Annotated in this window: 25 protein-coding genes and 2 tRNA genes; 22 read left to right on the top strand and 5 right to left on the bottom strand. The window is 32.5% G+C overall.

Annotated features, from left to right (window positions below):
• The first annotated feature begins 22 nt into the window (after positions 1-22).
• A complete protein-coding gene (locus AAGD26_RS05300) occupies positions 23-964 on the top strand; it encodes a hypothetical protein (RefSeq protein ID WP_341751389.1) in 942 nt (313 codons plus the stop codon).
• 59 nt (positions 965-1023) lie between these two features.
• Here AAGD26_RS05300 and AAGD26_RS05295 read toward each other — a convergent pair whose 3' ends face one another.
• Positions 1024-1440 carry a helix-turn-helix transcriptional regulator gene (locus AAGD26_RS05295; RefSeq protein ID WP_341751388.1) on the bottom strand — a complete coding sequence of 139 codons (417 nt, stop codon included), beginning with the start codon at positions 1438-1440 and terminating at the stop codon, positions 1024-1026.
• Between the two features lie 539 nt (positions 1441-1979).
• Between AAGD26_RS05295 and AAGD26_RS05290 the strand changes: the two genes are divergently transcribed.
• From AAGD26_RS05290 to AAGD26_RS05270, 5 genes are all read left to right on the top strand, one after another.
• The gene (locus AAGD26_RS05290; protein ID WP_341751387.1) at positions 1980-2213 is read left to right on the top strand and encodes a hypothetical protein; all 234 of its coding nucleotides are present in this window, start codon (positions 1980-1982) and stop codon (positions 2211-2213) included.
• A gap of 439 nt (positions 2214-2652) precedes the next feature.
• Entirely contained in the window at positions 2653-2970 is a 318-nt protein-coding gene (gene rplU, locus AAGD26_RS05285; RefSeq protein ID WP_341751386.1) for a 50S ribosomal protein L21, read from the top strand.
• Positions 2971-2994: 24 nt separating this feature from the next.
• Positions 2995-3243: a 50S ribosomal protein L27 gene (gene rpmA / locus AAGD26_RS05280; RefSeq protein WP_341751385.1), complete on the top strand. Its 249-nt coding sequence runs from the start codon at positions 2995-2997 to the stop codon at positions 3241-3243.
• A 158-nt stretch (positions 3244-3401) separates the two neighbouring features.
• Positions 3402-4622 (top strand): aspartate kinase, encoded by a 1221-nt coding sequence (locus AAGD26_RS05275; protein ID WP_341751384.1) that lies wholly within the window; start codon positions 3402-3404, stop codon positions 4620-4622.
• Between the two features lie 8 nt (positions 4623-4630).
• Positions 4631-5230, top strand: coding sequence for a phosphatidylglycerophosphatase A (locus AAGD26_RS05270; protein WP_341751383.1), 600 nt, complete (start codon positions 4631-4633; stop codon positions 5228-5230).
• Between the two features lie 53 nt (positions 5231-5283).
• Here the strand turns inward: AAGD26_RS05270 and AAGD26_RS05265 are convergent, their stop codons facing one another.
• On the bottom strand, positions 5284-5517 hold the full coding sequence (locus AAGD26_RS05265; protein ID WP_341751382.1) for a hypothetical protein: 234 nt from the start codon (positions 5515-5517) through the stop codon (positions 5284-5286).
• 622 nt (positions 5518-6139) lie between these two features.
• Between AAGD26_RS05265 and AAGD26_RS05260 the strand changes: the two genes are divergently transcribed.
• Positions 6140-6216 (top strand) — tRNA-Arg (locus AAGD26_RS05260).
• 513 nt (positions 6217-6729) lie between these two features.
• Here AAGD26_RS05260 and AAGD26_RS05255 read toward each other — a convergent pair.
• Positions 6730-6972, bottom strand: coding sequence for a hypothetical protein (locus AAGD26_RS05255; RefSeq protein ID WP_341751381.1), 243 nt, complete (start codon positions 6970-6972; stop codon positions 6730-6732).
• A gap of 421 nt (positions 6973-7393) precedes the next feature.
• Here AAGD26_RS05255 and AAGD26_RS05250 point away from each other — a divergent pair, with 421 nt between their 5' ends.
• Together AAGD26_RS05250 and AAGD26_RS05245 are read left to right on the top strand one after the other, a co-directional pair.
• The gene (locus tag AAGD26_RS05250) at positions 7394-8350 is read left to right on the top strand and encodes an IS110 family transposase (protein WP_341751380.1); all 957 of its coding nucleotides are present in this window, start codon (positions 7394-7396) and stop codon (positions 8348-8350) included.
• Between the two features lie 673 nt (positions 8351-9023).
• Positions 9024-9314, top strand: a complete 291-nt coding sequence (locus tag AAGD26_RS05245) for a hypothetical protein (RefSeq protein WP_341751379.1) — start codon at positions 9024-9026, stop codon at positions 9312-9314.
• A 175-nt stretch (positions 9315-9489) separates the two neighbouring features.
• On the opposite strand, the gene AAGD26_RS05240 is transcribed toward AAGD26_RS05245, so the two are convergent.
• Positions 9490-9564 (bottom strand) — tRNA-Ala (locus AAGD26_RS05240).
• Between the two features lie 80 nt (positions 9565-9644).
• On the bottom strand, positions 9645-9848 hold the full coding sequence (locus AAGD26_RS05235) for a hypothetical protein (protein ID WP_341748342.1): 204 nt from the start codon (positions 9846-9848) through the stop codon (positions 9645-9647).
• Between the two features lie 153 nt (positions 9849-10001).
• Between AAGD26_RS05235 and AAGD26_RS05230 the strand changes: the two genes are divergently transcribed.
• The 13 genes from AAGD26_RS05230 to AAGD26_RS05165 all read left to right on the top strand — a co-directional run bounded on the left by AAGD26_RS05230 (position 10002) and on the right by AAGD26_RS05165 (position 22955).
• The gene (locus AAGD26_RS05230) at positions 10002-10508 is read left to right on the top strand and encodes a DNA-3-methyladenine glycosylase (protein WP_341751378.1); all 507 of its coding nucleotides are present in this window, start codon (positions 10002-10004) and stop codon (positions 10506-10508) included.
• A gap of 140 nt (positions 10509-10648) precedes the next feature.
• Entirely contained in the window at positions 10649-11257 is a 609-nt protein-coding gene (locus AAGD26_RS05220) for a ribonuclease HI (protein ID WP_341751376.1), read from the top strand.
• Complete coding sequence (locus AAGD26_RS05215; RefSeq protein WP_341748339.1) at positions 11245-11586, top strand: complex I NDUFA12 subunit family protein; 342 nt, start codon at positions 11245-11247, stop codon at positions 11584-11586. The genes AAGD26_RS05220 and AAGD26_RS05215 overlap by 13 nt, the downstream gene beginning before the upstream one ends.
• Positions 11586-12041, top strand: coding sequence for an outer membrane lipid asymmetry maintenance protein MlaD (mlaD, locus tag AAGD26_RS05210; protein ID WP_341751375.1), 456 nt, complete (start codon positions 11586-11588; stop codon positions 12039-12041). Before AAGD26_RS05215 ends, mlaD begins: the two co-directional genes overlap by 1 nt.
• A 407-nt stretch (positions 12042-12448) precedes the next feature.
• Positions 12449-13168, top strand: coding sequence for a virB8 family protein (locus tag AAGD26_RS05205; RefSeq protein ID WP_341751374.1), 720 nt, complete (start codon positions 12449-12451; stop codon positions 13166-13168).
• Positions 13155-13607, top strand: coding sequence for a TrbG/VirB9 family P-type conjugative transfer protein (locus tag AAGD26_RS05200; protein WP_341751373.1), 453 nt, complete (start codon positions 13155-13157; stop codon positions 13605-13607). Before AAGD26_RS05205 ends, AAGD26_RS05200 begins: the two co-directional genes overlap by 14 nt.
• Before the next feature lie 69 nt (positions 13608-13676).
• Entirely contained in the window at positions 13677-15137 is a 1461-nt protein-coding gene (locus AAGD26_RS05195; protein WP_341751372.1) for a TrbI/VirB10 family protein, read from the top strand.
• Entirely contained in the window at positions 15134-16126 is a 993-nt protein-coding gene (gene virB11, locus AAGD26_RS05190; RefSeq protein WP_341751371.1) for a P-type DNA transfer ATPase VirB11, read from the top strand. Before AAGD26_RS05195 ends, virB11 begins: the two co-directional genes overlap by 4 nt.
• A 2-nt stretch (positions 16127-16128) precedes the next feature.
• Positions 16129-17898: a type IV secretory system conjugative DNA transfer family protein gene (locus tag AAGD26_RS05185; protein WP_341751370.1), complete on the top strand. Its 1770-nt coding sequence runs from the start codon at positions 16129-16131 to the stop codon at positions 17896-17898.
• A 30-nt stretch (positions 17899-17928) separates the two neighbouring features.
• The gene (locus AAGD26_RS05180; protein ID WP_341751369.1) at positions 17929-19371 is read left to right on the top strand and encodes a Ppx/GppA family phosphatase; all 1443 of its coding nucleotides are present in this window, start codon (positions 17929-17931) and stop codon (positions 19369-19371) included.
• 137 nt (positions 19372-19508) lie between these two features.
• Positions 19509-19913, top strand: a complete 405-nt coding sequence (gene yajC / locus AAGD26_RS05175) for a preprotein translocase subunit YajC (RefSeq protein WP_341751368.1) — start codon at positions 19509-19511, stop codon at positions 19911-19913.
• A 3-nt stretch (positions 19914-19916) separates the two neighbouring features.
• Positions 19917-21470, top strand: coding sequence for a protein translocase subunit SecD (gene secD / locus AAGD26_RS05170; RefSeq protein WP_341751367.1), 1554 nt, complete (start codon positions 19917-19919; stop codon positions 21468-21470).
• Between the two features lie 21 nt (positions 21471-21491).
• Positions 21492-22955, top strand: a complete 1464-nt coding sequence (locus AAGD26_RS05165) for a hypothetical protein (RefSeq protein ID WP_341751366.1) — start codon at positions 21492-21494, stop codon at positions 22953-22955.
• Positions 22956-23134 lie beyond the last annotated feature (179 nt).

The raw sequence follows: 23134 nt of genomic DNA, 5'->3' as shown, positions 1-23134 counted from the left end.
TTATCACCATTCAGATATAGTCATGCAATATTTAGTGAAGGCTAAAAACGCCATAAATAGTTTACCAAACAATGAGGTAGCAAAATCATCAATTTATTATGAAATGTTTCAAGTTCAGGTATTCACAGGGCAAATAAAGGAGGCAGAAGATAACTTACATATTATACAAAGTATAATGCTTAATAATAAAAACTTTATGCATAAAGCAAGCATGATAGATTATGGTATGGCTAGAATATTATTAACTCAAGGGAAGTATCAGCAGGCTTTATTAGCAATTATAGATACGATAAGTAAAGAAAAAGCTCAGCTAAATAAATCTAGGATATTGGCACAAATAAGTGATGTAGAATTAAGACAAGAAAATGCATGGCTTGCACCCATTTATACTTTGCAAGCAGAGATACTAAATAATATGCAAAGATTTGAAGAGGCTTACGCTATAACTAACGATGTATATACTAAGATAATGAGTAGTGATCTAAATGAAATTAAAGATATCACATCTACAACAATAGCATATTGTTTAACAGAGTTGTCAAAATCTGAATTAGGACTAAAGAGGCAGAATGATGCTTGGAAACATATAGTAAAAGCAGTTGATATACTGATACAAGACCAAGATAGAAACAATAGGGAAAATGAGTTAGAGAATTCCATAGATATATTTTTAGCTAATGCTTTAGTAGTAAAAGCAAATATATTAAGTACTTTAGGGAAAGCAGAAGAGGCTATGATTAATTATAGATTAGCTAAAAATATTTATTGGAATATATTTAATATCAAAAACATCGGCAATATGGATAATGTAAGTTATGCCTTCTCTCAGGCAGCAAAAACTGCTACGAAATTAACCAATAAAAGTGACAGACATATACAATGCACTTATTTTTACTCACTTCTTTTGACATATTTTGGTTCTGATCACCCTAGGAGTAAAAAATTATATGGAGTATGCCCATAAAAGCATATTGTCTGAAGTGAATAATGCTCTAGAACCCAGTGTTAATCTAAATATTAGAATTATTTTTTATAATGTTTTTGAATAAGCCATTTAGTAAAATTTTCATCAGCTTTATTTAAACTCAACTGTGAAGAGTATTCGTATACTTCTTTAATAAGAGCAAATACGTTACTATACCTTACAGCAATAGGATAGTGAATTAGCTCAAGTTCATTAATGATTTTATCACAAGTATCACGAAGCAAAGAAATATTAAGTATAGAATCTTGGTTATCGTGATCTAATAATAATTCTTGAATTTCAATATTAAAAGCACCTGCTATAGATTGCAATACTTCTATAGTAGGTTTGGAAGTACCCCTGAATATATTTGTAACGCTTCTACCTTGTCCAATCTTATTTTCAAGATCAGCAACACGCCAATTTTTTTCTTTTAATAGCCTTTCAATATTTTTCTTAATAATTAAGTGTGACATTCTTATAAATAAATGAATTTAGTTAGACATTTCAGTTGACAATATTATGTATTTATATACACTAAAAATAAATGTATATTATTATGCATAATATTATAAGTATTAACTGTATTGATATACTAAAGTTTGTACAAGGTAAAGTAGTTTATCAAAGTATTTATTTAAATAACCTGAATTCGATGTAACTTGTTACATCGAATTCAGTGTTATATATAGAAACAGTCAGGTTTGAAGCGGCTGCCCACCTGATTGTTAAAATATAACACTCCATTCAATATGTGATTTTAATAATTAAAATCACATATTGAATGGTGAAAAAAGTTAAAATGCACTTGCAGAATTGCTTCAAGAATGCATTTTTCCTTATATTAAAGCCAATTCGTAATAAGAATTAACTAATTCTTATTACGAATTGGGGTAGTATGTATGGAACAGCAAGATGCAACTCAAGATATTTTAATCCCAATATTAAAAGAACAAGATAGTTCACAAAAAAAACATGTTGAAGCGATATCATAACAAAACAATAAGAAATTAGAATGTGTCAGCAATACTTAGCAATAATATTAATTATTATTGAAGGTTTATTAATCTTAATATCTTTGAAATATTTGCATCAGATAAATATAACTAGTAAAGATTTCTCAAATATATTTGGCAAAGCTAAGGCAGATACATATCGTTTATTTAAAGAACTACAACAGTTAAGTGCTGTAACCAGTAAAAGAGATGATAACATTTTAAGCGTAGTGTATCACTTAGAGGATATCTAACTGTATATCAAAAGTATTTTGAGCATACTTGAACAACAAGAAAAGTGTAAGACAACTGAAGAGTCAACAAATAAATCCAAAATAAGTAATAGTTAAAACCAAAATAAAATTATAAGAAGACAGAATGTGTGGTTGTGATAAGGCAAGCAACTATCGTTGTTATACTCAAATGATTTGAAGAATTGGATTTGAAAATGAATGGTGAACATGCGAATCCATGGTATTTTCAAAAAACAATTCGTAGGAGCAGAAGGGTATACTAATCATGTCAACAATACAAGGTCAATAATAATGATTAGAAACTGTATTATTATAAATAATACGGGCTATCTTTTATTTATAGCATTATCTATTTAATTACGAATTGCTATTGACTAAAATAGTTGCTGGTAATATAATGTCGACTTAATTTGTTTAAATTTTAGTTAGGATATTTTTCATGTTCGCAATCGTCAAATCAGGCGGGAAACAGTATAAAGTCGGCAAAAACAGTGTCATCAAAGTAGAAAAAATTGACGGTGAAAGAGGTGCAAAAATCCAATTTGACCAAATATTGATGATTGGTGAAGATTCAAAGCCATCTTTTATAGGTACGCCAATGGTTAAAGGAGCTCTTGTTACTGCCGAAATTACTAACCAGTTTAAAGATAGTAAGGTTATTGTCTTTAAGAAAAAACGTCGTCAGAATTATCGTCGCAAGACTGGTCATAGGCAGGAATTGACCGAACTGAAAATATTAGACATTACTAAACTATAATAGGATTTATTTAAGGATATATAAATGGCAACTAAAAAAGCTGGTGGTAGTTCTAGAAACGGCAGAGACTCGATCGGTCGTAGGTTGGGTGTTAAAAAATATGATGGACAATATGTGATACCAGGTAACATTATTGTTAGACAACGTGGTACTAAATTTTACCCAGGTAAAAATGTTGGAGTTGGTAGAGATCATACGTTATTTGCATTGATTGCAGGCAAAGTAGAATTTTCTAGTAAGAGAGACTATAAAATAGTCAATATTGTGCAGTGATGATGCTATTTCTGCCTGCAGATGTCATCCCTATTCACCACACAATGTTACCCCTGCGTAGACAGGGGTCTAAAAAAGTTTAAAAAACCCTCTTGGTCTATTTTTTTAGGTTCTGCTACCTACGTAGGAATGACATCGAAAATTACGCTTGCAGATTTATGTCAATAATAGTTCAAAAATTTGGTGGAACTTCCGTTGCTAACATTGCAAGAATAAAAGAAATTATTCCAATAATTAAGCTTGAAAAGCAGCATGGCAATCAAGTAATAATTGTCGTTTCAGCTATGACCGGGGTTACCAACCAACTAGTTACTCTATGTAATGAAGTCTCTAGTCTTAAGACCAATTCAGAACTCGCAGAATATGATGTCGCTCTTTGTAGCGGGGAGATGGTAACAGCATCTTTACTAGCCCTTAAACTACAAGAACAAGGCATGAGTGCAAGATCTGTGCTGGCATGGCAATTACCGATTCTAACCAATGATAATTATAGCAAAGCTTTGGTTGAACAACTCTCTACTAGTTTGTTAATAGAATGTATTAAGCAAAACATCATTCCAATAGTTGCTGGATTCCAAGGTGTTACGAATAATAATAGGTTGACAACGCTTGGTCGAGGAGGATCAGATACTACCGCCTCTTTAATTGCAGCTGCTATGAAAGCTGATAGATGTGATATATACACTGATGTGGAAGGAGTGTTTACTGCCGATCCTCGCATTGTCCCGGGAGCAACAAAATTATCACAGATTAGTTTTGAAGAAATGCTAGAATTTACATCTTGTGGAGCTAAAGTGTTGCATCCACGTTCCTTAGAGGTTGCTATTAGATATAATGTACCCATACGCGTTTTATCGTCGTTTTTATTCCCATTATACCATGAAAAAAATGGTACACTAATAACATCTAGAGATAAAATTATGGAAAATAGGCAAATTACTGGTATTACTTCCAACAAAAATTTATTACAATTACTGGTATCCTCCCAATTGAGTTTTTCTAAGATATGCAAACTCATCGCTGACCATAATATTCACCTAGAATTAATGGAAAATATTAAGACAAATATACAATATAGTTTCATTATCCAACTATCCGATAAAAATAAATTACAACATTTACTAGATGATCTAAAAAATACTAATCAAATAAATAATTTTATCATTGACAGTCAAATTTCTATAGTATCAATTATTGGTTATGGTATTAAAAATGATCAGACCCTACTTGGTATGGTATTAAATGAACTAGAAAAAGAAAATATATCAGTGAAAAAGATACAAATCTCAGAAATTAAAATTTCTATCCTAATAAAAGACCTAGATACCGAGAAAACAATAAGTTGTTTGCATCAATTATTTGAATTATCAGAAAATTAAGCAGAATTATGTCTAAAAGAAAAAAATTTGTAGAACTTTTTGTAACTTTTTTCTATATAGGTAGAATAAAATATTGTCCTGGTACATTTGGGTCTTTAGCTGCTTTCCCTTTGTGCTACTTGATCTTATATCTTTCTATAACTAATCAACTAATTTTTTCATTTACTAATTTCACAACTTTACAAGCACAACTTATTACTCTCTTTATTATTACTCTTTTGATTTGCCTATTGTTATTTATATTAGGCACGTACTTCTCTTCAATATACATACAGTATGATACACAGGACGATCCAAAAGAAGTGGTGATTGATGAGGTAGTTGGTCAAATGCTAACAATAATACTAAGTTGTTTTTCTGTGGTTTTCGTAAACTACTCAGGACTTACAAAATATTTAAGTTTACAACTAATAAATTTTATCTTTTTATTTGCTTTGCCCTTAGTGTTATTTAGATTTTTTGATATAATAAAACCATGGCCAATAAATTGGCTCGATGCTAATATCAAAGGGGGTGTTGGTATTATGGTAGATGACATTGCAGCAGCAATCTTTGCTTCAGTCATGCATTATGCTATCACTTTTACTTTAATAAATTGGTTTGGCTAAATAATATTTTAATTAGGCTGTTCTAGGTTCAGGGCAGTTTAAAAATTCCAACTTTAAGTTGAAAATAATTTAAATAACCTATGTCTGTAATTGTTAAAATTTTCTCTAGTTTCAGTAATTTTGTTTGAAAATATAGCTATTATAGCAAGAGTTATTGTCCTCAATAATGACATTATTAACGGAGCTTCTCCAGTACTAATAGTTGACCTATCTTCTTCAAAAACCTTATCTTTTATCCAGTTTAAATTATTTTCGCATGACCAATGACTTCTGTTAAATTTTAACAATTCTTCTTTGCTAAAACTTTTTGCAAACCTGGATATCTATTCTAAGTTATTCTTATTGCTTAACAACCCTGCTACTATTAGTTTAACTACACTTACAGTATCGTACCTTCGTTCCCGCACTTTTCTAAAATCTTTGACTTTTTCTAAATATGTAATTATGCTTATAAATAGCTCCGTTATTTTAAGTTGTAAATCTATTAACGGAGTATTTTATACAAACTTTTACATTTTACAACTATTCATTACAACTCTTTCTTACTATCTTTATCCCTTTCTAGATACCTTATCTCCTAGCTTGCAGTATCTTTTAGTTCTTTTATTCCTGTTCTAAACATTTGCACCTTCTTTCTACTCACAGTTACGATTTTTAAACTGCTCTGTTCTAGGTTTGGAAACTTATGATCTTGACATAATAGGAGTTTAGGGATATAGTATACTCTTTCTAAAAATTTTCAATTTTAAGATGTTTTATAAAAATGAACACACTATGCTCTCTAGGATTCAAGTATACTCGAATGGTCTTACGAATTGAAAATGAATTAGGAACGCACTCAGCGTACTTTGGTACGTGAATCCAATAATATCTCAAAAAGCAATTCTTTAAAACAGAAGAGTATATATAGCACCCGTAGCTCAATTGGATAGAGTATATGACTACGGATCATAAGGTTAGGGGTTCGACTCCTCTCGGGTGCGCCAAACACTCTTTCCACATCTGTGCGACCATCCATATTATGGCTTTACTGGCTGATGTGCTATTAATGTAGCTACTTCAGACAATAGCATAAAGGAAACCTTATCTCACTAATTGTTGATGGGTTACCTCAATTAAATCAGTAAGTTGTTGCCATGTGTAACCTTTTGCCAATCTCAGAGAAGAAAATTTTTCCAATAAATTGATCAACTTGCTTTCATGTAGCGATTTTTTCTTGCCATTCTAGTAAATGAATTATAAACTCATGTCTATATAGTAACATATGAAATAGCATAATTCAATCGTAGATTATTGCATTGTACATACTTAGATTACAAATACAATAGAAATAATAACCTATAGTTTTAATTGCTAACTAAATAATTATATAGTAAATCAGATTGAATTAGGTGACAGAATATAATATAAAGAAGAGAGAAAATGTCAACAAGCCCATATAGTCAAGATTTAAAAGAAATTATAGATTGGATTTTGATATGTTAATTACGATTGATCTACTAATCATCATGAAAAGAATTAGCATGTAATTTTTCTTTCTCAAATAATTTATCAGAAAGCCTATGGAAATCATTAGCTGAAACTGCCCCCAAAGTTGCAATATAAATTTTAACAATGACATCATGCATTGGCATAACATCTTCATGGATATATTTATGTACTTGACTTCTATTCTTACCTATTTTCTTAGCAAATATATGAATTTGCATTTGTTGCAGCTCTAACCACTTTTCTAATCTCATATAGCCTTAAAATAATTAACCCGTAAATTGTAGATATCTTCATTTAAAAAATCATCGTTTACAAAACTATATAACTCACCTTACGCAGGGCATTTAAAAGGCATAGCAAGAATAGCCTAGCGTCATTGCGAGGAGACCATAGGTCGACGAAGCAATTGTAAGTTAAAAGTATGATATAATAGATGTTGAAGTCAATATAAATAATGATTTATACTGACTTATAAGGGGGTATTACAGCGATAGTCATTAATAATACTAAATGACTATCGCTGTGCAGGCGTGAGCGACCGTGAAGCAATTGGTCTTAAGATCGTATGGATCTTGGTACTCTAGCCCAAATCCCCGAGACGTTTGAATAGTTGATTGGGATGCCTTTGCACTCCCGCTTACAATCGTAAACATTAAAAGTCTTCGAGGTATTATGCCATTATATAATAATTTTATTGGTCTTGATATAGGAAAATTCAATTTTGTTGTTGCTATTCATGGAAAAAAAGAAACTAAAGAATATAATAACAACTCTAATGGAATAGCTGATTTTATCAAGGATTACAAAAAAGAGGTTAGTTCTGCATTGTGTGTTTTAGAAACCACAGGTGGATATGAAATGGAACTATTACTAACGCTTTGCAATCAGGGTTTTGCTGTACATAGAGCCAATACTCGCAAAGTTAAAAACTTTATTAGGTCTTTTGGGAATGCAGCTAAAACTGATAGTCTTGATGCTAAAGCTCTAGCACTTTATGGTTTTGAACGGTCAGAAAGATTAGAACTATTTAAAGTACAATCTAAGCAAGCTTTAAACTTGTATGAATTAGTCGGACGTAGGAACGACCTCAAACAAATGTTGATTGCAGAAAAAAATAGGTTTCAGTCCCCGAGAGCTGATTTAATCAAGTCTAGTTGTGTTAAAATAATCGAAGTACTAGAAGAACAAATTGCATCTATTACTAAAAAAATAGATGACTTAATAGCAAAAGATAAACTCTTGCAGGCTAAGAAAGAGACACTGCAAACTATTAGTGGTATAGGCACAGTAGTATCTAATGAGCTTATAGCTTTGTTACCTGAACTTGGTACATTGAACCGCAAACAAATAGCATCATTAGTAGGTGTTGCACCAATATCTAATGATAGCGGTAGATATAGCGGATATAGACATACAGGTCATGGTAGAAGTTTTGTTAGACCTATGTTGTTTGTAGCTGCTATGGCTGCTAGAAATTCTAACTCTGAACTGAAGGTATTTTATGAAAAATTGATCAATAGAGGAAAAAAGAAAATGGTGGCGATGGTAGCATTAATGCGGAAAATCATTGTGATTGCAAACGCTAAGTTACGTGATTTAACTAGCTCTGCAGAAGCAATAAAAATTTAAACCAAATTTATTTAAATTTTTATTGCGAACATAGTTGATCCAATAAATGTGGATTGCCACTACACTTACGTGGTCTCGCTAATAGACGCCTTGTATACTTTTCTGCAATTTTTAAATTGCCATGGGGGTTATGCGTAAGGTGAGTATATCACTTACAAAGCTAAAATTAAAGTTAAATGCAACAAAATCTTAAAAAACAAATTATTTTTTGTTGCATGTCATGAATTCACAGTTGTGTAATATAAAATTATGTTGGATGCTAAGATAAAATTATAAAAATAAAAAGAACTAAAATATTATACCTATAAAAGAATGTAATGAACGTACCAAGGAAGACAACGAAAATAACAATTCACAGTAAAAAAACTGTTATTGACTTTAGGGGAGTATAGTTTAAAATTAAAAGTGAAGTAACTGCAAAGTTACTTTGGGGTGTAGTAACCTGTAGTCCGTTAGTGGTAAGCATCAACCATTAAATGATGTATCCTCGACTGTAATGGTCGGGGAGATGTTAGCTATGTTCAAGGCTTAAGGTGTAAACCTTAGGCCTAAAGGCTAACGTAGCTGTCTAGCGGCAGTTTTACTAACTCCCCGATCGCCAAAGTAATCTCTCAAGATTCTTTGGTGGTTAAAACTTAATAACTTTAAGTTTAATCATAAAGGGGATACCATCATGACAGATAAAACAACTTTACCTTCCAAAGCAATAATTTTTTCTGATCCAGCTTATGACCTTAATCTTAGAGATGATGTCATTATTACCAGCCAACAAGAAGGATTAACAGTAGTAGAAATTATTGAATCTAAAGGACCTTATGATTATTGTACTCTTGGCAAATTAATTCGCCGAGTAATGACTTGTAGTGATAAATCTGTCATCATTCTAATTGACGAGGACTGCTATATACACCAATTAATACGTTATTTTGGTCTGTACTTGGTACTTTGTCATCTGCTAACCTAATCACCGTTACTACTTACACAAGGTCTTATGAAAAAGTACTTTTGCAAAAGATAGATATAAAAGATGATTATTTTTTATACGTTGCTGCTACTTATTGTAAGAGATACCATACATTTGGTAGTAAAAAACCAAATTTAAATATAGATGAATAAACTTATTAATTAAAATAGGAGAGTGGTGGAGACGAAGGGAATCGAACCCCCGACCCTCTGCGTGCAAAGCAGATGCTCTACCCCTGAGCTACATCCCCAAACCATATTAATGATAGGTAGCTTATATACCTTTTTACATGTAAGGTCAACAAACTTGTTTGAAAACTTAATATTTAGGCTAAATTTTTGTTCTGTCCCAAGGTAATGCCTTGCCATCAGATCCAAGTACCAAATCTCCTGATACATCATATTCTGCTGCCAAAAAAGAAGATTTACCGGATATAAGTTTTACAGGCCTAATTTTTTGTCCATTATGAAAATACTCCTTTGCCTGTTCTCTAGAGGTTGGGTTATTTTTAGATGCTGTTTTAGCTTTTGACATATATGTAATAATCTCAAATATCTTTCTATAATATACAAATCTAAGTACAAAATATCTTACCTTTAATATTTGTCAAGAAAAAGCTGTGAAATGATGTAATAGTGAATTATAGTGCATCAATACAATTATATCATATTTTATTAAACCACTAAGATGTTTAAAATACTTCCAAAAACATTTTATGAAAGAAATACGCTTATTGTCTCACAAGAGTTACTTGGAAAGGTTTTGTGCTTTGGTAATATAGAAGCACGAATTATTGAAACAGAAGCTTATGTTGGAGAAGATGATCCTGCTTGTCATGAAGCAAAGGGTATAACACCTCGCACAAAGATTATGTATGGTTCTGCAGGTCATGCATATGTATATTTGATTTATGGTATGTATTATTGTTTAAATATAGTAACAGAACAACAGGGATTTCCAGCTGCTGTATTAATTAGGGGAGTGTATCAATATAGTCCTTTACAAGTTTTACTTGATGGACCTGGTAAATTATGTCGTACTCTTGGAATTAATAAAACCCAAAATGGTCAAGATGTAACTAGTAATAAGTCTTTTTGTATTATTGATGTAGGTAATACCCCTAAATTTATTAATACTCCTAGGATTGGTATTAGCAAAGGTACAGACAGACTTTGGCGTTATTTAGAGGTATAGTCAATTGATGAGAAGTTGGTGACGTCGTCACTCGTCGCTCGCCTATTACATATAGGCGTCGCTCCATCGCTCCTAGCACCAAATCCTCCTGAATTGACTATATAATTTACGCGAATTCGCATAACTCAGGTTAAATTATAATGAATATACAAGACCCAAGTATTTCAAAGAGTCAAGCTACTTTGCCTAAGGTTACCATATACACTGATGGAGCTTGCTCAGGTAATCCTGGACCAGGTGGCTGGGGAGCGTTATTACAGTTTCATGGAGCTAGTGTAGAGCTAGATACAAATGCTTTGAAAAATTGGTATAACAAAAAAAAGTTAAACATGTTAGATATATGTGAGAACTCTACGAAGTTTCGTGATAGCTTGCCTTTAAAGCAGAAGAGTATATTCGGTCATGAACTATATACCACTAATAATCAAATGGAAATGACAGCAGTAATTGAAGCATTAAAAGTTCTTAAAAAATCATGCTATGTAGAAGTTTACACAGATAGTAAGTATTTACAGCTTGGAATAACACAGTGGATTAACACATGGATAAAAAATAACTGGCATAAAAACAACAATGATCCCGTCAAGAATGTTGATTTATGGAAAAAATTGTACGAAGAGTTAAGTAAACACTATATTATTTGGAATTGGGTTAAAGGTCACAATAATAATGAAGGTAATGAAGTGGCTGATAGACTAGCTGTGCAAGGAAAAGAAACTGCTATAAAAATACTTAAATGTCATTCATAGATAATTTTTTTATACCTATTTTCTCTAAGGAGATTGGAAAAGATCAATTTGGTAACAAATATTATCAAAGTAAAAAACAGAATTATTTAGGTCAAGCCAGAAGACAGGTGGTTTATAAAGGTAAAGTGGAAGCATCGAAAGTTCCTCCCATGTGGCATGCTTGGTTGCATTATATGACTAATGAAGTACCAACTAACAATAATAAATTTGACTGGCAACAAAATTATCTCCCTAATATTACTGGCACTAGCTTATCTCATAACCTAATAAAAAATAGTACAACTGAAGCTAAATATAGTAGCTGGAAACCTTTAGATAAATCAAAATAATGAAACATAATGTTATAGAAACTTTAGTTGGCTTTATAGTAATACTAGTTGCTTTAGCCTTTTTTGTTTTTGCTTATAAAATTGGTAACTCATCAAAAGTTGCATCTGGGTATATAGTTAAGGCAAATTTTCAGAATGCGGAAGGGATAGTTCAAGGCAGTAGTGTGATGTTAGCGGGTATAAAAATCGGATCAGTAACTAACATAACTCTAGATAAAACTAGCTTTTTTGCCTTATTAACCATTAACATCAATAATGATATAAAGTTACCTAAAGACACTAGTATAGCAATAGTCACAAGTGGAATACTTGGTAGTAGATATATATCCGTAACTCCCGGTTCATCTGAAGAAAATTTGGCTGGAGGTGATCAGATAAAATACACCCAGTCAGCAGTTAATATTGAATCCTTAATAGGTAAATTAATCTATTCCTTTGGTAGTGGTCGTAAGTAACCGGAAGTTCGATGTAACAAGTTACATCGAACTTCCGGGATATATTGATATATATAGAAACAATCAGGTTTGAAGCGGCTGCCCACCTGATTGTTAAATATTAATTTGCTAATAATTTTATTTTTATAAGTATAAAAATAAAATTATTAGCGGTAATAGATTAAAATGCATTCGTGCCAGCCGCTTCAAGAATGCATTCTTCATTATAAGAAGCCAATTCGATATAAGAATTACTAATTCTTATATCGAATTGAGGTTAAATAATATTTTTGAATTATGACAAATAACCTATTAGTGTAGCTCGAAATTAGTGTATACTGCAAAAATATTGAGAATTTATGATTATATTGTTTGAATTAATTTATTCACTAACTTGTCTTAGGTTTTACAAGTAGTGGGGATGTACAATGTTTAAGTTAGCTAATATATTAAATATACTAAAATCACCTTCTGATGTGGTAGAGAACCAAAGCGTTCAGTCTAATAACTTTGTTAAAGCTACTAGGAATTGGTACGAGGAAAGATCTGATAGGTTAATTGTACAACGTAATATCTTGTTGGTATTATCTATATTACTAATAATACTTATAATGGCATCCATAGCAGCGGTAACTATAGTGGTAAATTCAAGAGAGTTTAGTCCTTTTGTTATCCAAATTGATGATAGTACGGGAATGGCAACGATTGTAAATCCAATATCTTCGGAGATACTAAACGGTGACGAGGCACTTTCAAGGTATTTTATTAAAAAATACCTCATAGCTAGAGAAACATATAATCCTGTTGATTTTGATACTGAAGCAAGGAAAAGCGTTAGATTATTATCTTCAAGTTCAGTATATTATAACTATCTAGGATATATACAAAATAAAGATGTAAATCCAGTTTTAATATATGGTCAAAACAACACAACTTTTTTAATAATTAAATCTTGGTCAGGAGTAGAAAAAAATAAATATATGGTTAGGTTCTCTATTAATGAAACAACAGGCAATAAAACGGTTTTCAATAAAATAGCTGTGGTAAGTTACGCATATATTCCAATGGAATTAACAGATGCAGATCGAGATATTAATCCAGTAGGTTTTCAAGTTAATGATTATAGGGTAGATGATGATAATAGCTAGACTTCTTTTCGTAGCGGCAATATTATTACATTCGGTTATTGCCAACGCTTGTGCAGGTAATATGCATATAGATAATGATGTAGATGATCTAGCCATAACTACTGATAACAGAATTAAAACTTATATACATAATCCTAATGAAGTTTATTTATTAGTTCTGCATTTTGGTTTTCAGTCAAGTATAGAATTTGCCAAAAATGAGGAGATCCAAAATATTGTTCTAGGGGAATCCTATGCTTGGAAAATGACTCCGTTGGCAAATAGATTATTCATTAAGCCATTGGAAAAAAACATTAGAACAAATATGACTATCATAACTAATAAAAGGACTTACCAATTCGATGTTGTATCCAAAGAATTGGAAGAAGGTCGTGAAAAGGACTTGGTATATGTAGTTAGGTTTTATTATCCTAAAAAAAGGTTTAGTACTTCACAATAATACCTCAATTCGGGATAAGAATTAATTAATTCTTATCCCAAATTCGCGTAATAATGATATTAATTTACTATGGCAAAGCAAAATAACACCTCTTCTCAAATCAGTACACAGAGTGTAGAGGAACAAGACATACCAGAAGTTCAAAATGAGCTATCAAAAGTTGCCACTAATCCTAAGCAAAGCATTCTGATTCTACTTGTCATTTCTGCTGTCTTTATATTTATTTTTTTTAAACTTTTTATTGCTGATAATAAACCACCTGAGGTGGTAGCTCCATCAGCACCTACTGATATTACTAAACCGACACAAGATAATTCTAAAAATCTACCAGAGATTCCAAAATTACCAGAAGCACCTAAACTCGAAACACCTGTGGAGCTTCCACCCCCTCCACCCCCTCCTCCCCCTAAAGTTGCTGATGTGCCAAAGCTTCCTTTACCTACTACTTCAGTAGATAATAATAGTGCTGACAAAGTTTCTCTTCCTTCCGTTGTATCATCACCCCTTCCTGGAGGAATAGCTGAAAGTGACGAGGAAAAGAAACGCCGTGAAGCAAAGAGAAAATCTTCTATAGTATTAATTGCAGGAGTTCCAGAGAAAAAAACACCAAGTCAAATTGCCGAGGAAGCAAATTTTCAAGATCGTGGAGATATGGCATTTGTTCTTGGTCGTGGTAAGATAATTGAAGCGGTACTAGAGACTGCTATTAATACTGATTTAGGTGGAGAAGTAAGGGCAATAATTAGCAGAGATGTATTTTCTGAAAGGGAGAAGATTATTTTAGTTCCTAAAGGATCAAAGATTTTTGGTGCTTATACAACTGGTATTGATGGAGCGTATGGTCGAATTGCAATAATATGGAATCGTATTGATCTGTCAAACGGTTATACCATTACCTTAGATGCTATAGCTGTTGATAATCTTGGAAGGAAAGGTGAGCAAGGAAGAGTAGATAATAAATATAAAGAACGATTAACCAATGCTGTATTATTATCGGCATTTAATATTGGACTTGCCAATGCCCTTGACAAAGTGGTAGCTCCCCCAGTTAATTCACAAGCTGCTGCTGCTAATGCTGCTGTTGCTGCTAATATACAAAGTTTAGCACAAAGTATTAATAATGGTTCTGGTACTGAGGATGTTAAAATTTCACAGATATGTTCTAGTGTCATGAACGCCATTCCCGATAAGACCTCATCAGCCTATATTTCCATGATGCAGGCTTGTAATACTGCACAAAATCCAACTGGATCACAGCCTGGTCAAAGGCTTGTTGCATTAATGACTGCAGTAACTAATGCAGCAGCTAGTTTGCTAACTAGCACTGCAACTGCTAGCACTCCAACCCAAGCACAAGCAGCTTCAAAACAAGCTTTTACTGATATCAGCGATACTATGAAAGGTATGATTCAGCAACATGAATTTAAACCAACTATTACCATAGATCAAGGTACGGTAATTAAAATTTATGTCAATAAAGATTATAAATTTCCTCAATCTGTACTAAGAAAATCAAGATTGATAAAATGAGTGATAATTTTGCTGCATTAGAGACTTTTCTATTACCATTTAAAGAACTGTTCGCAGAAGATGGTGTTAATGAGATCATGGTAAATAAAGCAGGAGAAGTATGGATTGAGAAGAAAGGAGATATGTTTTGTAAATTAGTACCTGAACTTGATTTTGAACATCTTATATCGCTTGGTAGGCTTGTAGCTCAGTCAACTGATCAGACAATTTCTGAGGAGAGACCTTTACTTTCTGCATCCCTACCAAATGGCTATCGTATCCAAATAGTATTTCCTCCTGCTTGTGAACCAGGCCATGTCGGCTATGCTATCAGGAAAGGTAGTCCAATGAACCTTACACTAGATCAATATGCCAAGATGGGAGCTTTTGATTCAACATCTACTGGAGAATTAATTGACGAGAATGAAAAAATCTTAAATAATTATTTAAAAGAAAACAAAATAAAAGAATTTATTCAACATGCTGTAATTTCTAAAAAAAATATTATTATTAGTGGTGGTACATCAACTGGTAAAACAACCTTTACTAACGCTGCTTTAGCAGAAATTCCAAATAGCGAGCGATTAATTACTGTTGAAGATGCTAGGGAGGTAATTTTAGCAAATCACCCTAATAAATTACATCTCCTCGCTTCAAAAGGGGGGCAAGGTCGTGCAAAAGTTACTACTCAGGATTTGATTGAAGCGTGTTTACGTCTAAGACCTGACAGAATTATTGTAGGTGAACTTAGAGGAGCTGAAGCATTTAGTTTCTTACGAGCAATTAATACAGGCCATCCTGGCTCTATATCTACTTTACATGCTGATGCACCAGCAATGGCCATAGAACAACTTAAGCTAATGGTTATGCAAGCTAGTTTAGGCATGCCACCAGAGGAAGTGAAAAAATATATATTAGCGGTCGTCGATATTGTGATACAATTAAAACGTGGTAGTGGTGGGAAGAGATATGTCTCAGAAATATACTATAGTAAGAATAGGCAGGGCTAATTATGGAATTGGAGAGAATAGTAAATCTTACCCGTAATCTCCTGGGTCATTTTATAATACATCCTTTGGTAGTATTTTGTACTATATGGATTAGTGGAGTACTAGTTGCATTTACTACTAACGAGATTAGAGCTATAAATGTTGACTTAACAGCCATAGATATAGCTTATAAGTGGGCTTATTGGCTAGTTAGTGTATGGTCACAATTAACTTTTCAAGCATATAACTACTTAAAAGTTAAGTTAATATTATCCCTTACTATGCCGACAATTATAGTTATCATATTTTACTGGAAAAATTTTAAAAGAATAAAGAATTTACAATTTTTTATTCAACCGGAAAAAGTTTATGGTGATGCTAGTTGGGCTACTGAAGCTGATATAGATAAAGCCGGTCTACGTTCAAAGCATGGTATGTTGCTTGGCACCAATAGCGGAGGATATTTTGTTGCTGATGGATTTCAGCACGCTTTGCTTTTTGCCCCAACCGGTTCAGGTAAGGGGGTAGGATTTGTAATTCCTAATTTATTATTTTGGGAACACTCTATTATAGTACATGACATTAAGCTAGAAAATCATGGTTTTACAAGTGGATGGCGGCAGAAACAAGGACAACGAGTATTTGTTTGGGAACCTTCCAATCCTGATGGGATAACTCATTGTTACAATCCTATAGATTGGGTAAGTACCAAACCAGGTCAAATGGTGGATGACGTACAAAAAATCTCAAATCTGATTATGCCTGAAAAAGATTTTTGGAATAATGAAGCACGAAGTTTATTTCTTGGTGTAGTACTATACTTAATTGCTGACCCGACAAAAACTAAATCCTTTGGCGAAGTGGTCAGGACAATGCGTAGTGATGACGTAGTGTACAACTTGGCAGTAGTTCTAGATACTTTAGGCAAGGTAATACATCCTGTGGCCTATATGAATATTGCTGCATTTCTACAAAAAGCAGATAAAGAGCGTTCAGGTGTTATCTCTACAATGAACTCTTCTTTGGAATTATGGGCAAACCCGCTAATTGACTCAGCTACTGCATCATCTGACTTTAATATACTTGAGTTTAAGAAGATTAAAACAAGCGTTTATGTTGGTTTAACTCCGGATAATATACAGCGTTTACAAAAATTGATGCAGGTTTTTTACCAGCAAGCTACAGAGTTTTTAAGCCGCAAAATGCCTGATTTAAAAGAAGAACCTTATGGGGTTATGTTTCTACTTGATGAATTCCCTACTTTAGGCAAAATGGATACATTTAAGGCTGGTATCGCATTTTTCAGGGGATATAGAGTTCGCCTATTCTTGATTATACAAGATACTCAGCAGCTCAAAGGAACTTATGAGGATGCTGGAATGAACTCATTCTTGTCAAATGCTACATATCGTATTACTTTTGCAGCTAATAACTATGAAACAGCCAACCTGATATCACAGCTAGTGGGTAATAAAACAGTTGAACAACGATCTTATAGTAAACCACTATTTTTTGATCTTAATATTTCAACAAGAACGCAGAATGTATCACAAGTTTCAAGAGCTCTGCTTTTGCCTCAAGAAGTAATTCAATTACCAAAAGATGAGCAAATTGTTTTAATTGAATCTTTCCCACCTATTAAATCTTTAAAAATTAAGTATTATGAGGATAAGTTCTTTACAAATAGGTTATTACCGCCTACATTTGTTCCAACTCAAAAACCTTATGATCCAAATAAAAATAATGTAGATGAGGAACAAGAAAATACAGATTCTACTACTAAAGAAGATTAATTTTTTAAGTAAGCAATAAGATAAAACTCTATGCGTTCAGCCATTATTGATATTGGTTATAATGCCATAAGAGCTGTAGTTTATGAATGTGATAGACTTGGAGCTCCAGAAATTTTCAATGATAAATTTAAAAGTGATATTATCAATTTACTTAATCTAGATGACCTAGAAGTAAAGCATCAAGTATATTTATCACTACAATATTTTGTACATATTTTTGATAGGTTATCAGTAACAGATGTTAAATGCGTTGCTACTGCTGTACTTAGAGGGCATCCAAGAGCTGAAGAATTTAGAGAAATAGTTAAAAGAAAATTTAATATTAATATTGAAATTATTTCTGGTAATCGCGAGGCCTATCTTACAGCTGCCGGATTAATTTCTGGTATCAATGATGCTTGTGGCATAGCAGCAGACCTAGGTGGAGGTAGCCTTGAGCTTGCCCAAATCAAAGACAAAAAAGTGGGAATCTTAAAATCTCTACCTTTAGGCACTAGCTTAATCACTAATAATCATTTTGACGATATTAATATAATTAGCCAAATGATCAACAAAGAGTTTGGAGAGGTATACCCAAATCATTCGGGTATACAACAATGTCAACAAGGGTATCATTGTCCAAACTTATACTTAATAGGAGGAGCTTTAAGGCTAATTGGACGCTCTTACATGGAGTTTGTTCATTATCCTCTTAAGAACTTACATAACCTTGAAATAAATCGTAGAGAATTTGAACTATATCTCGAAAAATTAGCTCATGCTCATAGTATGAAAACACAATATAAATCAAGAATTCATTCTAACGCAGTTTTGGTGGCAAAATCTATGCTGAATGTCTTTTTACCTGAAAAGGTAATAATTTCAAATTATGGTTTAAAAGAAGGTGTGAGATTTGCTTGTCTCCCTAAAGAAGAACAGGAAAAAGATATTATTTATGAAAGAATCAAGACATTAGTAAATTTTGATGAAACTACTTGTAATATCAAAAATTATACAGAAGTCATTAAGCCTATCTTAATTCAACCAGATACAACAACAATTAGTATAATTACTTTGGTCATAATGCTTGCACAATATAATAAAAATATCGATAAAACTCTTCGCTCTAATTTTATTGTTGAATTTATTTTAGCTTCAGATATTCCTTTTAGTCATCGTCAGAGGTTGATGCTTAGTATTGCTCTTGCACTTACCTATACAGCAAGAAGTGATACATATATTAATAGATTAGCAAAAAGAATGATTAATTCATACGATTATTGTAATAGTCATATAATAGGTAATTTTATAAAAATTGCTAGGGAAATTGATGGACCAAGATTTCAGTCACCATCTTTTTCTCTTGAGTTAAAAGATAATAGATATATTGAAATTTCTACACTAAATATTTTACCAAAAGCAGTGTTTGAAAAAGTGTGCGAACGTCTGAAAGCTATAGGTTTCGCCCGAAAAATATTTATTGAAATAAAATGATAACAGTCTTATATTGCAAGTGTACAAGCTTTTTTAGAGTACGCGAGTTCCTCATTGTCAAAAAACAATTCTTCAAAGCAGAAGAGTATACAATAAATTAATACAACTACTTTTACATAATACGTCAGGAGATATATATGTTTATAGAAAATGCCTATGCAGATAACAATGATACAATATCAATAACAGAAACTGAAGAAGTAACTCCAGTAGCTGAATCATCATCTACTCAATCAATATTAACAAGCCTTGTACCGATGGTATTAATCTTCGTTGTATTCTATTTTTTTCTAATTAGACCACAAGATAAACGCCGTCGTGAGAAAGAGGCTATAGTTGGTAGCGTTAAGAAAGGAGAAGGGGTGGTAACTAATAGTGGAATTTTCGGAGTAGTAAGCAAGATTAACGATGCTGACAACACGGTAGATCTTGAAGTAGCTGAAAATATACGAATCAAAATTCTGAAATCTTCAATACTTGATATTACAAGTCGTCATAAAACAGAAGTTAGTGCCAAAAGTAAAAAAGATAAGGGGAAATGAGCTGTGTATAATATTCCTAAATGGAAAATATTCCTTTCTATTTTATGTACAATAGCAGCCTTTATTTGTGCTTTACCTAATTTTACAACTATAGATTCTAAAATACTGCCAAACCATAAGGTGAATCTTGGTCTTGATTTAAGAGGTGGTGCTCATCTATTGCTAGATGTAGATTTTGATAGTTACTTAAATGATGTAATGGACAGTCTAGCTGACCATTTACGAAAATATTTACGGGAAGATAAAATAGGTTATAAAAATCTTGTTGTTAAGAACAAGGCGGTGCAGTTTGAATTGAGAAACATAGAAGATTATAAACAGGTCAAAAAGATATTAGGTAAAGTCGACCGAGAAATTACTGTAGAAAACGATAATACTAATATTAAGCTTAGCTATAGTGATTCGAAGCTTGCTGAATTAAGGTATCAAGTTATTGCCCAATCAATTGAAATAATCAGAATGAGAGTGGATAGCACCGGCACAACAGAACCTAACATACAAAGGCAAGGTGATAAACATATATTACTGCAAGTACCAGGTGAGGAAAATCCACAACAACTCAAAAATATTCTTGGCAAAACTGCAAAACTAACCTTTCATTTAGTAGATGAAACTGCCAACATACAACAAGCATTAAATGGACATTTACCCTTTGGTTCAATTTTAGTGAAAGGGGAAAATGAAAATAAGCAAGAATATTACGTAGTTGTTAAGAAAAAAGCTATTGTTAGTGGTGACCAGCTAACAACTGCCCAAGCTTCTTTCAATCAAAATTCCCAACCTGCTGTTGCTTTTTCTTTTAATAATCTTGGTAGTAAATTATTTGCAGAAATAACCAAGAATAATTCTGGCAAGAGGCTTGCTATCGTGCTTGATAACAAATTATTAAGTGCACCAGTAATTAATGAACCAATTCTTGGAGGAAGCGGTATAATTTCAGGTAATTTTACTGTTGAATCAGCAAATGAATTAGCGTTATTACTTAGGGCTGGTTCGTTGCCAGCCCCTTTAAAAATAATAGAGGAAAGAACCGTAGGACCAAATCTTGGAGCAGATTCAATAGAGGCAGGCAAGAAGGCAGGTATGATTGGTTTTGTTAGTGTGGTAATATTCATGATTTGGTCTTACGGAATTCTTGGCATTTTTGCCAATATAGCATTAAGCCTAGCTTTACTTTATATTTTAGCGTTATTGTCACTTTTTCAAGCTACATTAACTCTGCCAGGAATTGCTGGTATAATCCTAACGATTGGTATGGCAGTTGATGCCAATGTACTCATTTATGAAAGGATAAGGGAAGAACTTAAAAAAGGTGTATCTAATCTATATGCCATAAGGATGGGATTTGAATCAGCTTTTGCTACAATCCTTGATTCAAATGTTACAACTTTGATTGCAGCATTTTTACTTTTTATATTTGGAGCTGGAGGTATAAAAGGTTTCGCAGTAACACTAACTATTGGTATAATATCATCTATGTTCTCTGCGATTATTATTACTAAGTTGTTGATTGATACTTGGATTAAGTATCAAAAGCCCAAAAATCTAGGGTTATAATTAAACGAAGAAAATTATATTATGCTTAAAGCCTTAAAAAGAATGCTACTATCTGTAACAGTTGCCCTAACTACCAGCGTAACATACGGGGATTATAAACATTCATCAGAACTTTCAGGATTCGAATTAGCTGCTAGCAAATTAGGTTTTACCTCACCAACCCAGCAAGAAGCTTTGTTAAAGATTTTTTATCTAGCTGGATATTTTGAACCACAAAAATTATGGCACGATCTAGTATGTTTTGACAAGACTAATGCAGACAAAATATTTTGTTTGATTCAGGGCAGTTTGGCTAAAGCTGGTGCTAATCAAAACGCTCCTAGTAAATTCAATGCTAAATCATTGCGTAAAAATTTATTTAAATCTATTAATGAGGTAAATGTACGAAATATTGAAGATTGGTTACTATTTGTTGCTCAGGATGCGTTTGATCTTAATCTTGGTCAGGAACGGAATGAACTGACCACTAGAGATTGGATGACTAAATATAAGTCTCAATATATTGTAGATGCTAGACAATTGGGACTTATTAATGAAATAAAACCTAACTATCAAGAATACGACGAAGCTTGGATTGCCGGGGCAGCTAGAATTAGGTTATTGACACGTATAATCTATTATAATAAATTAACAGAACAAATTAAAGTTAACGGATTAGTACTAGTATTAACAGGAGCAAGACCCTTATGGGCTAATCTCGATGGCATTAACCCCAAAACATACACTGAATTGCTAGAAGCATGGCAAGGAAAGGCAGATATTAATAGATTGGATACTGTACCATTAGTTGGAAATGATTCAGCTTGTATTGAGGAAGGTGAAAGATATATCGAGTCTCTTGCTAAAGATTACGGTATTAAGTTAAATAAAGCTCAGCCATTTATTCAATATAAAACACAAGAAGAATGTCCATTAGGTCTTTTTCCTAGAAGATTCTATCCTAATTATGCAAGCAGCAATGAGAGAAAACTCACAGAAGACCTGATGAGTAGTGACCTAGTAAACAAGTTCCTTAATAAGGATCAAGTTAAACGTACTGAAATAATCAATACTAAAGTAGGCAAGAATAACGAAAGGCCTGATACAGCCACTACTGCTCATGATGCAGCAGTTAATTTTGCTGAAAGAATTTTAAGTGGAAAATTTGGTAGACAAAAAGACTTTGTTATTTTATTTGTCAGTAATAATCCTCATATTGAACGCCAAACAATTGTTGCTCAAAGAGAAGTTGATAAAGTATTACAACAATATGGATTAGATAAACAGGGTTATCATATTAAAATTGCAGGGATAGGTGCTAGTGCCGTACCGGATATTCCAATTATTCATTCTGAACTGGGTAAGTTGATAACGGCAAAATGGATAAATAAAAATCTACTAAGCACTGATAAATTTGGGCATTCTATTGATCAATTAATGTTCCAAACTCGTAAATGCCCTGATCCTAAATCAATACCTCCAATACCAAAAATTAAAGAAATATAATATAACACTCCATTCAATATGTGATTTTAATAATTAAAATCACATATTGAATGATGAAAAAAGTTAAAATGTACTTGCGTCAGCCGCTTCAAGAGTATATTTTTCCTTATAACAAGCTAATTAGATATAAGAATTATTAATTCTTATATCTAATTCATACAATAAAAAAACCATGATAA

The sequence above is a fragment of the Candidatus Tisiphia endosymbiont of Piscicola geometra genome, from assembly GCF_964026415.1.
In the GTDB taxonomy this organism is placed as follows: Bacteria; Pseudomonadota; Alphaproteobacteria; order Rickettsiales; family Rickettsiaceae; genus Tisiphia.
This window is presented reverse-complemented; position numbering and strand designations above follow the sequence as displayed.

Bases quoted from the DNA above. Each gene is read 5' to 3' on its own strand.
- yajC (WP_341751368.1), top strand. From the start codon at position 19,509: ATGTTTATAGAAAATGCCTATGCAGATAACAATGATACAATATCAATA.
- AAGD26_RS05290 (WP_341751387.1), top strand. From the start codon at position 1,980: ATGTGTCAGCAATACTTAGCAATAATATTAATTATTATTGAAGGTTTA.
- AAGD26_RS05255 (WP_341751381.1), bottom strand. From the start codon at position 6,972: ATGAGATTAGAAAAGTGGTTAGAGCTGCAACAAATGCAAATTCATATA.
- AAGD26_RS05220 (WP_341751376.1), top strand. From the start codon at position 10,649: ATGAATATACAAGACCCAAGTATTTCAAAGAGTCAAGCTACTTTGCCT.
- AAGD26_RS05195 (WP_341751372.1), top strand. From the start codon at position 13,677: ATGGCAAAGCAAAATAACACCTCTTCTCAAATCAGTACACAGAGTGTA.
- mlaD (WP_341751375.1), top strand. From the start codon at position 11,586: ATGAAACATAATGTTATAGAAACTTTAGTTGGCTTTATAGTAATACTA.
- AAGD26_RS05215 (WP_341748339.1), top strand. From the start codon at position 11,245: ATGTCATTCATAGATAATTTTTTTATACCTATTTTCTCTAAGGAGATT.
- AAGD26_RS05180 (WP_341751369.1), top strand. From the start codon at position 17,929: ATGCGTTCAGCCATTATTGATATTGGTTATAATGCCATAAGAGCTGTA.
- rplU (WP_341751386.1), top strand. From the start codon at position 2,653: ATGTTCGCAATCGTCAAATCAGGCGGGAAACAGTATAAAGTCGGCAAA.
- virB11 (WP_341751371.1), top strand. From the start codon at position 15,134: ATGAGTGATAATTTTGCTGCATTAGAGACTTTTCTATTACCATTTAAA.
- AAGD26_RS05300 (WP_341751389.1), top strand. From the start codon at position 23: ATGCAATATTTAGTGAAGGCTAAAAACGCCATAAATAGTTTACCAAAC.
- AAGD26_RS05165 (WP_341751366.1), top strand. From the start codon at position 21,492: ATGCTTAAAGCCTTAAAAAGAATGCTACTATCTGTAACAGTTGCCCTA.
- AAGD26_RS05230 (WP_341751378.1), top strand. From the start codon at position 10,002: ATGTTTAAAATACTTCCAAAAACATTTTATGAAAGAAATACGCTTATT.
- AAGD26_RS05275 (WP_341751384.1), top strand. From the start codon at position 3,402: ATGTCAATAATAGTTCAAAAATTTGGTGGAACTTCCGTTGCTAACATT.
- AAGD26_RS05235 (WP_341748342.1), bottom strand. From the start codon at position 9,848: ATGTCAAAAGCTAAAACAGCATCTAAAAATAACCCAACCTCTAGAGAA.
- AAGD26_RS05250 (WP_341751380.1), top strand. From the start codon at position 7,394: ATGCCATTATATAATAATTTTATTGGTCTTGATATAGGAAAATTCAAT.
- AAGD26_RS05245 (WP_341751379.1), top strand. From the start codon at position 9,024: ATGACAGATAAAACAACTTTACCTTCCAAAGCAATAATTTTTTCTGAT.
- AAGD26_RS05200 (WP_341751373.1), top strand. From the start codon at position 13,155: ATGATAATAGCTAGACTTCTTTTCGTAGCGGCAATATTATTACATTCG.
- AAGD26_RS05205 (WP_341751374.1), top strand. From the start codon at position 12,449: ATGTTTAAGTTAGCTAATATATTAAATATACTAAAATCACCTTCTGAT.
- AAGD26_RS05270 (WP_341751383.1), top strand. From the start codon at position 4,631: ATGTCTAAAAGAAAAAAATTTGTAGAACTTTTTGTAACTTTTTTCTAT.
- AAGD26_RS05295 (WP_341751388.1), bottom strand. From the start codon at position 1,440: ATGTCACACTTAATTATTAAGAAAAATATTGAAAGGCTATTAAAAGAA.
- AAGD26_RS05185 (WP_341751370.1), top strand. From the start codon at position 16,129: ATGGAATTGGAGAGAATAGTAAATCTTACCCGTAATCTCCTGGGTCAT.
- rpmA (WP_341751385.1), top strand. From the start codon at position 2,995: ATGGCAACTAAAAAAGCTGGTGGTAGTTCTAGAAACGGCAGAGACTCG.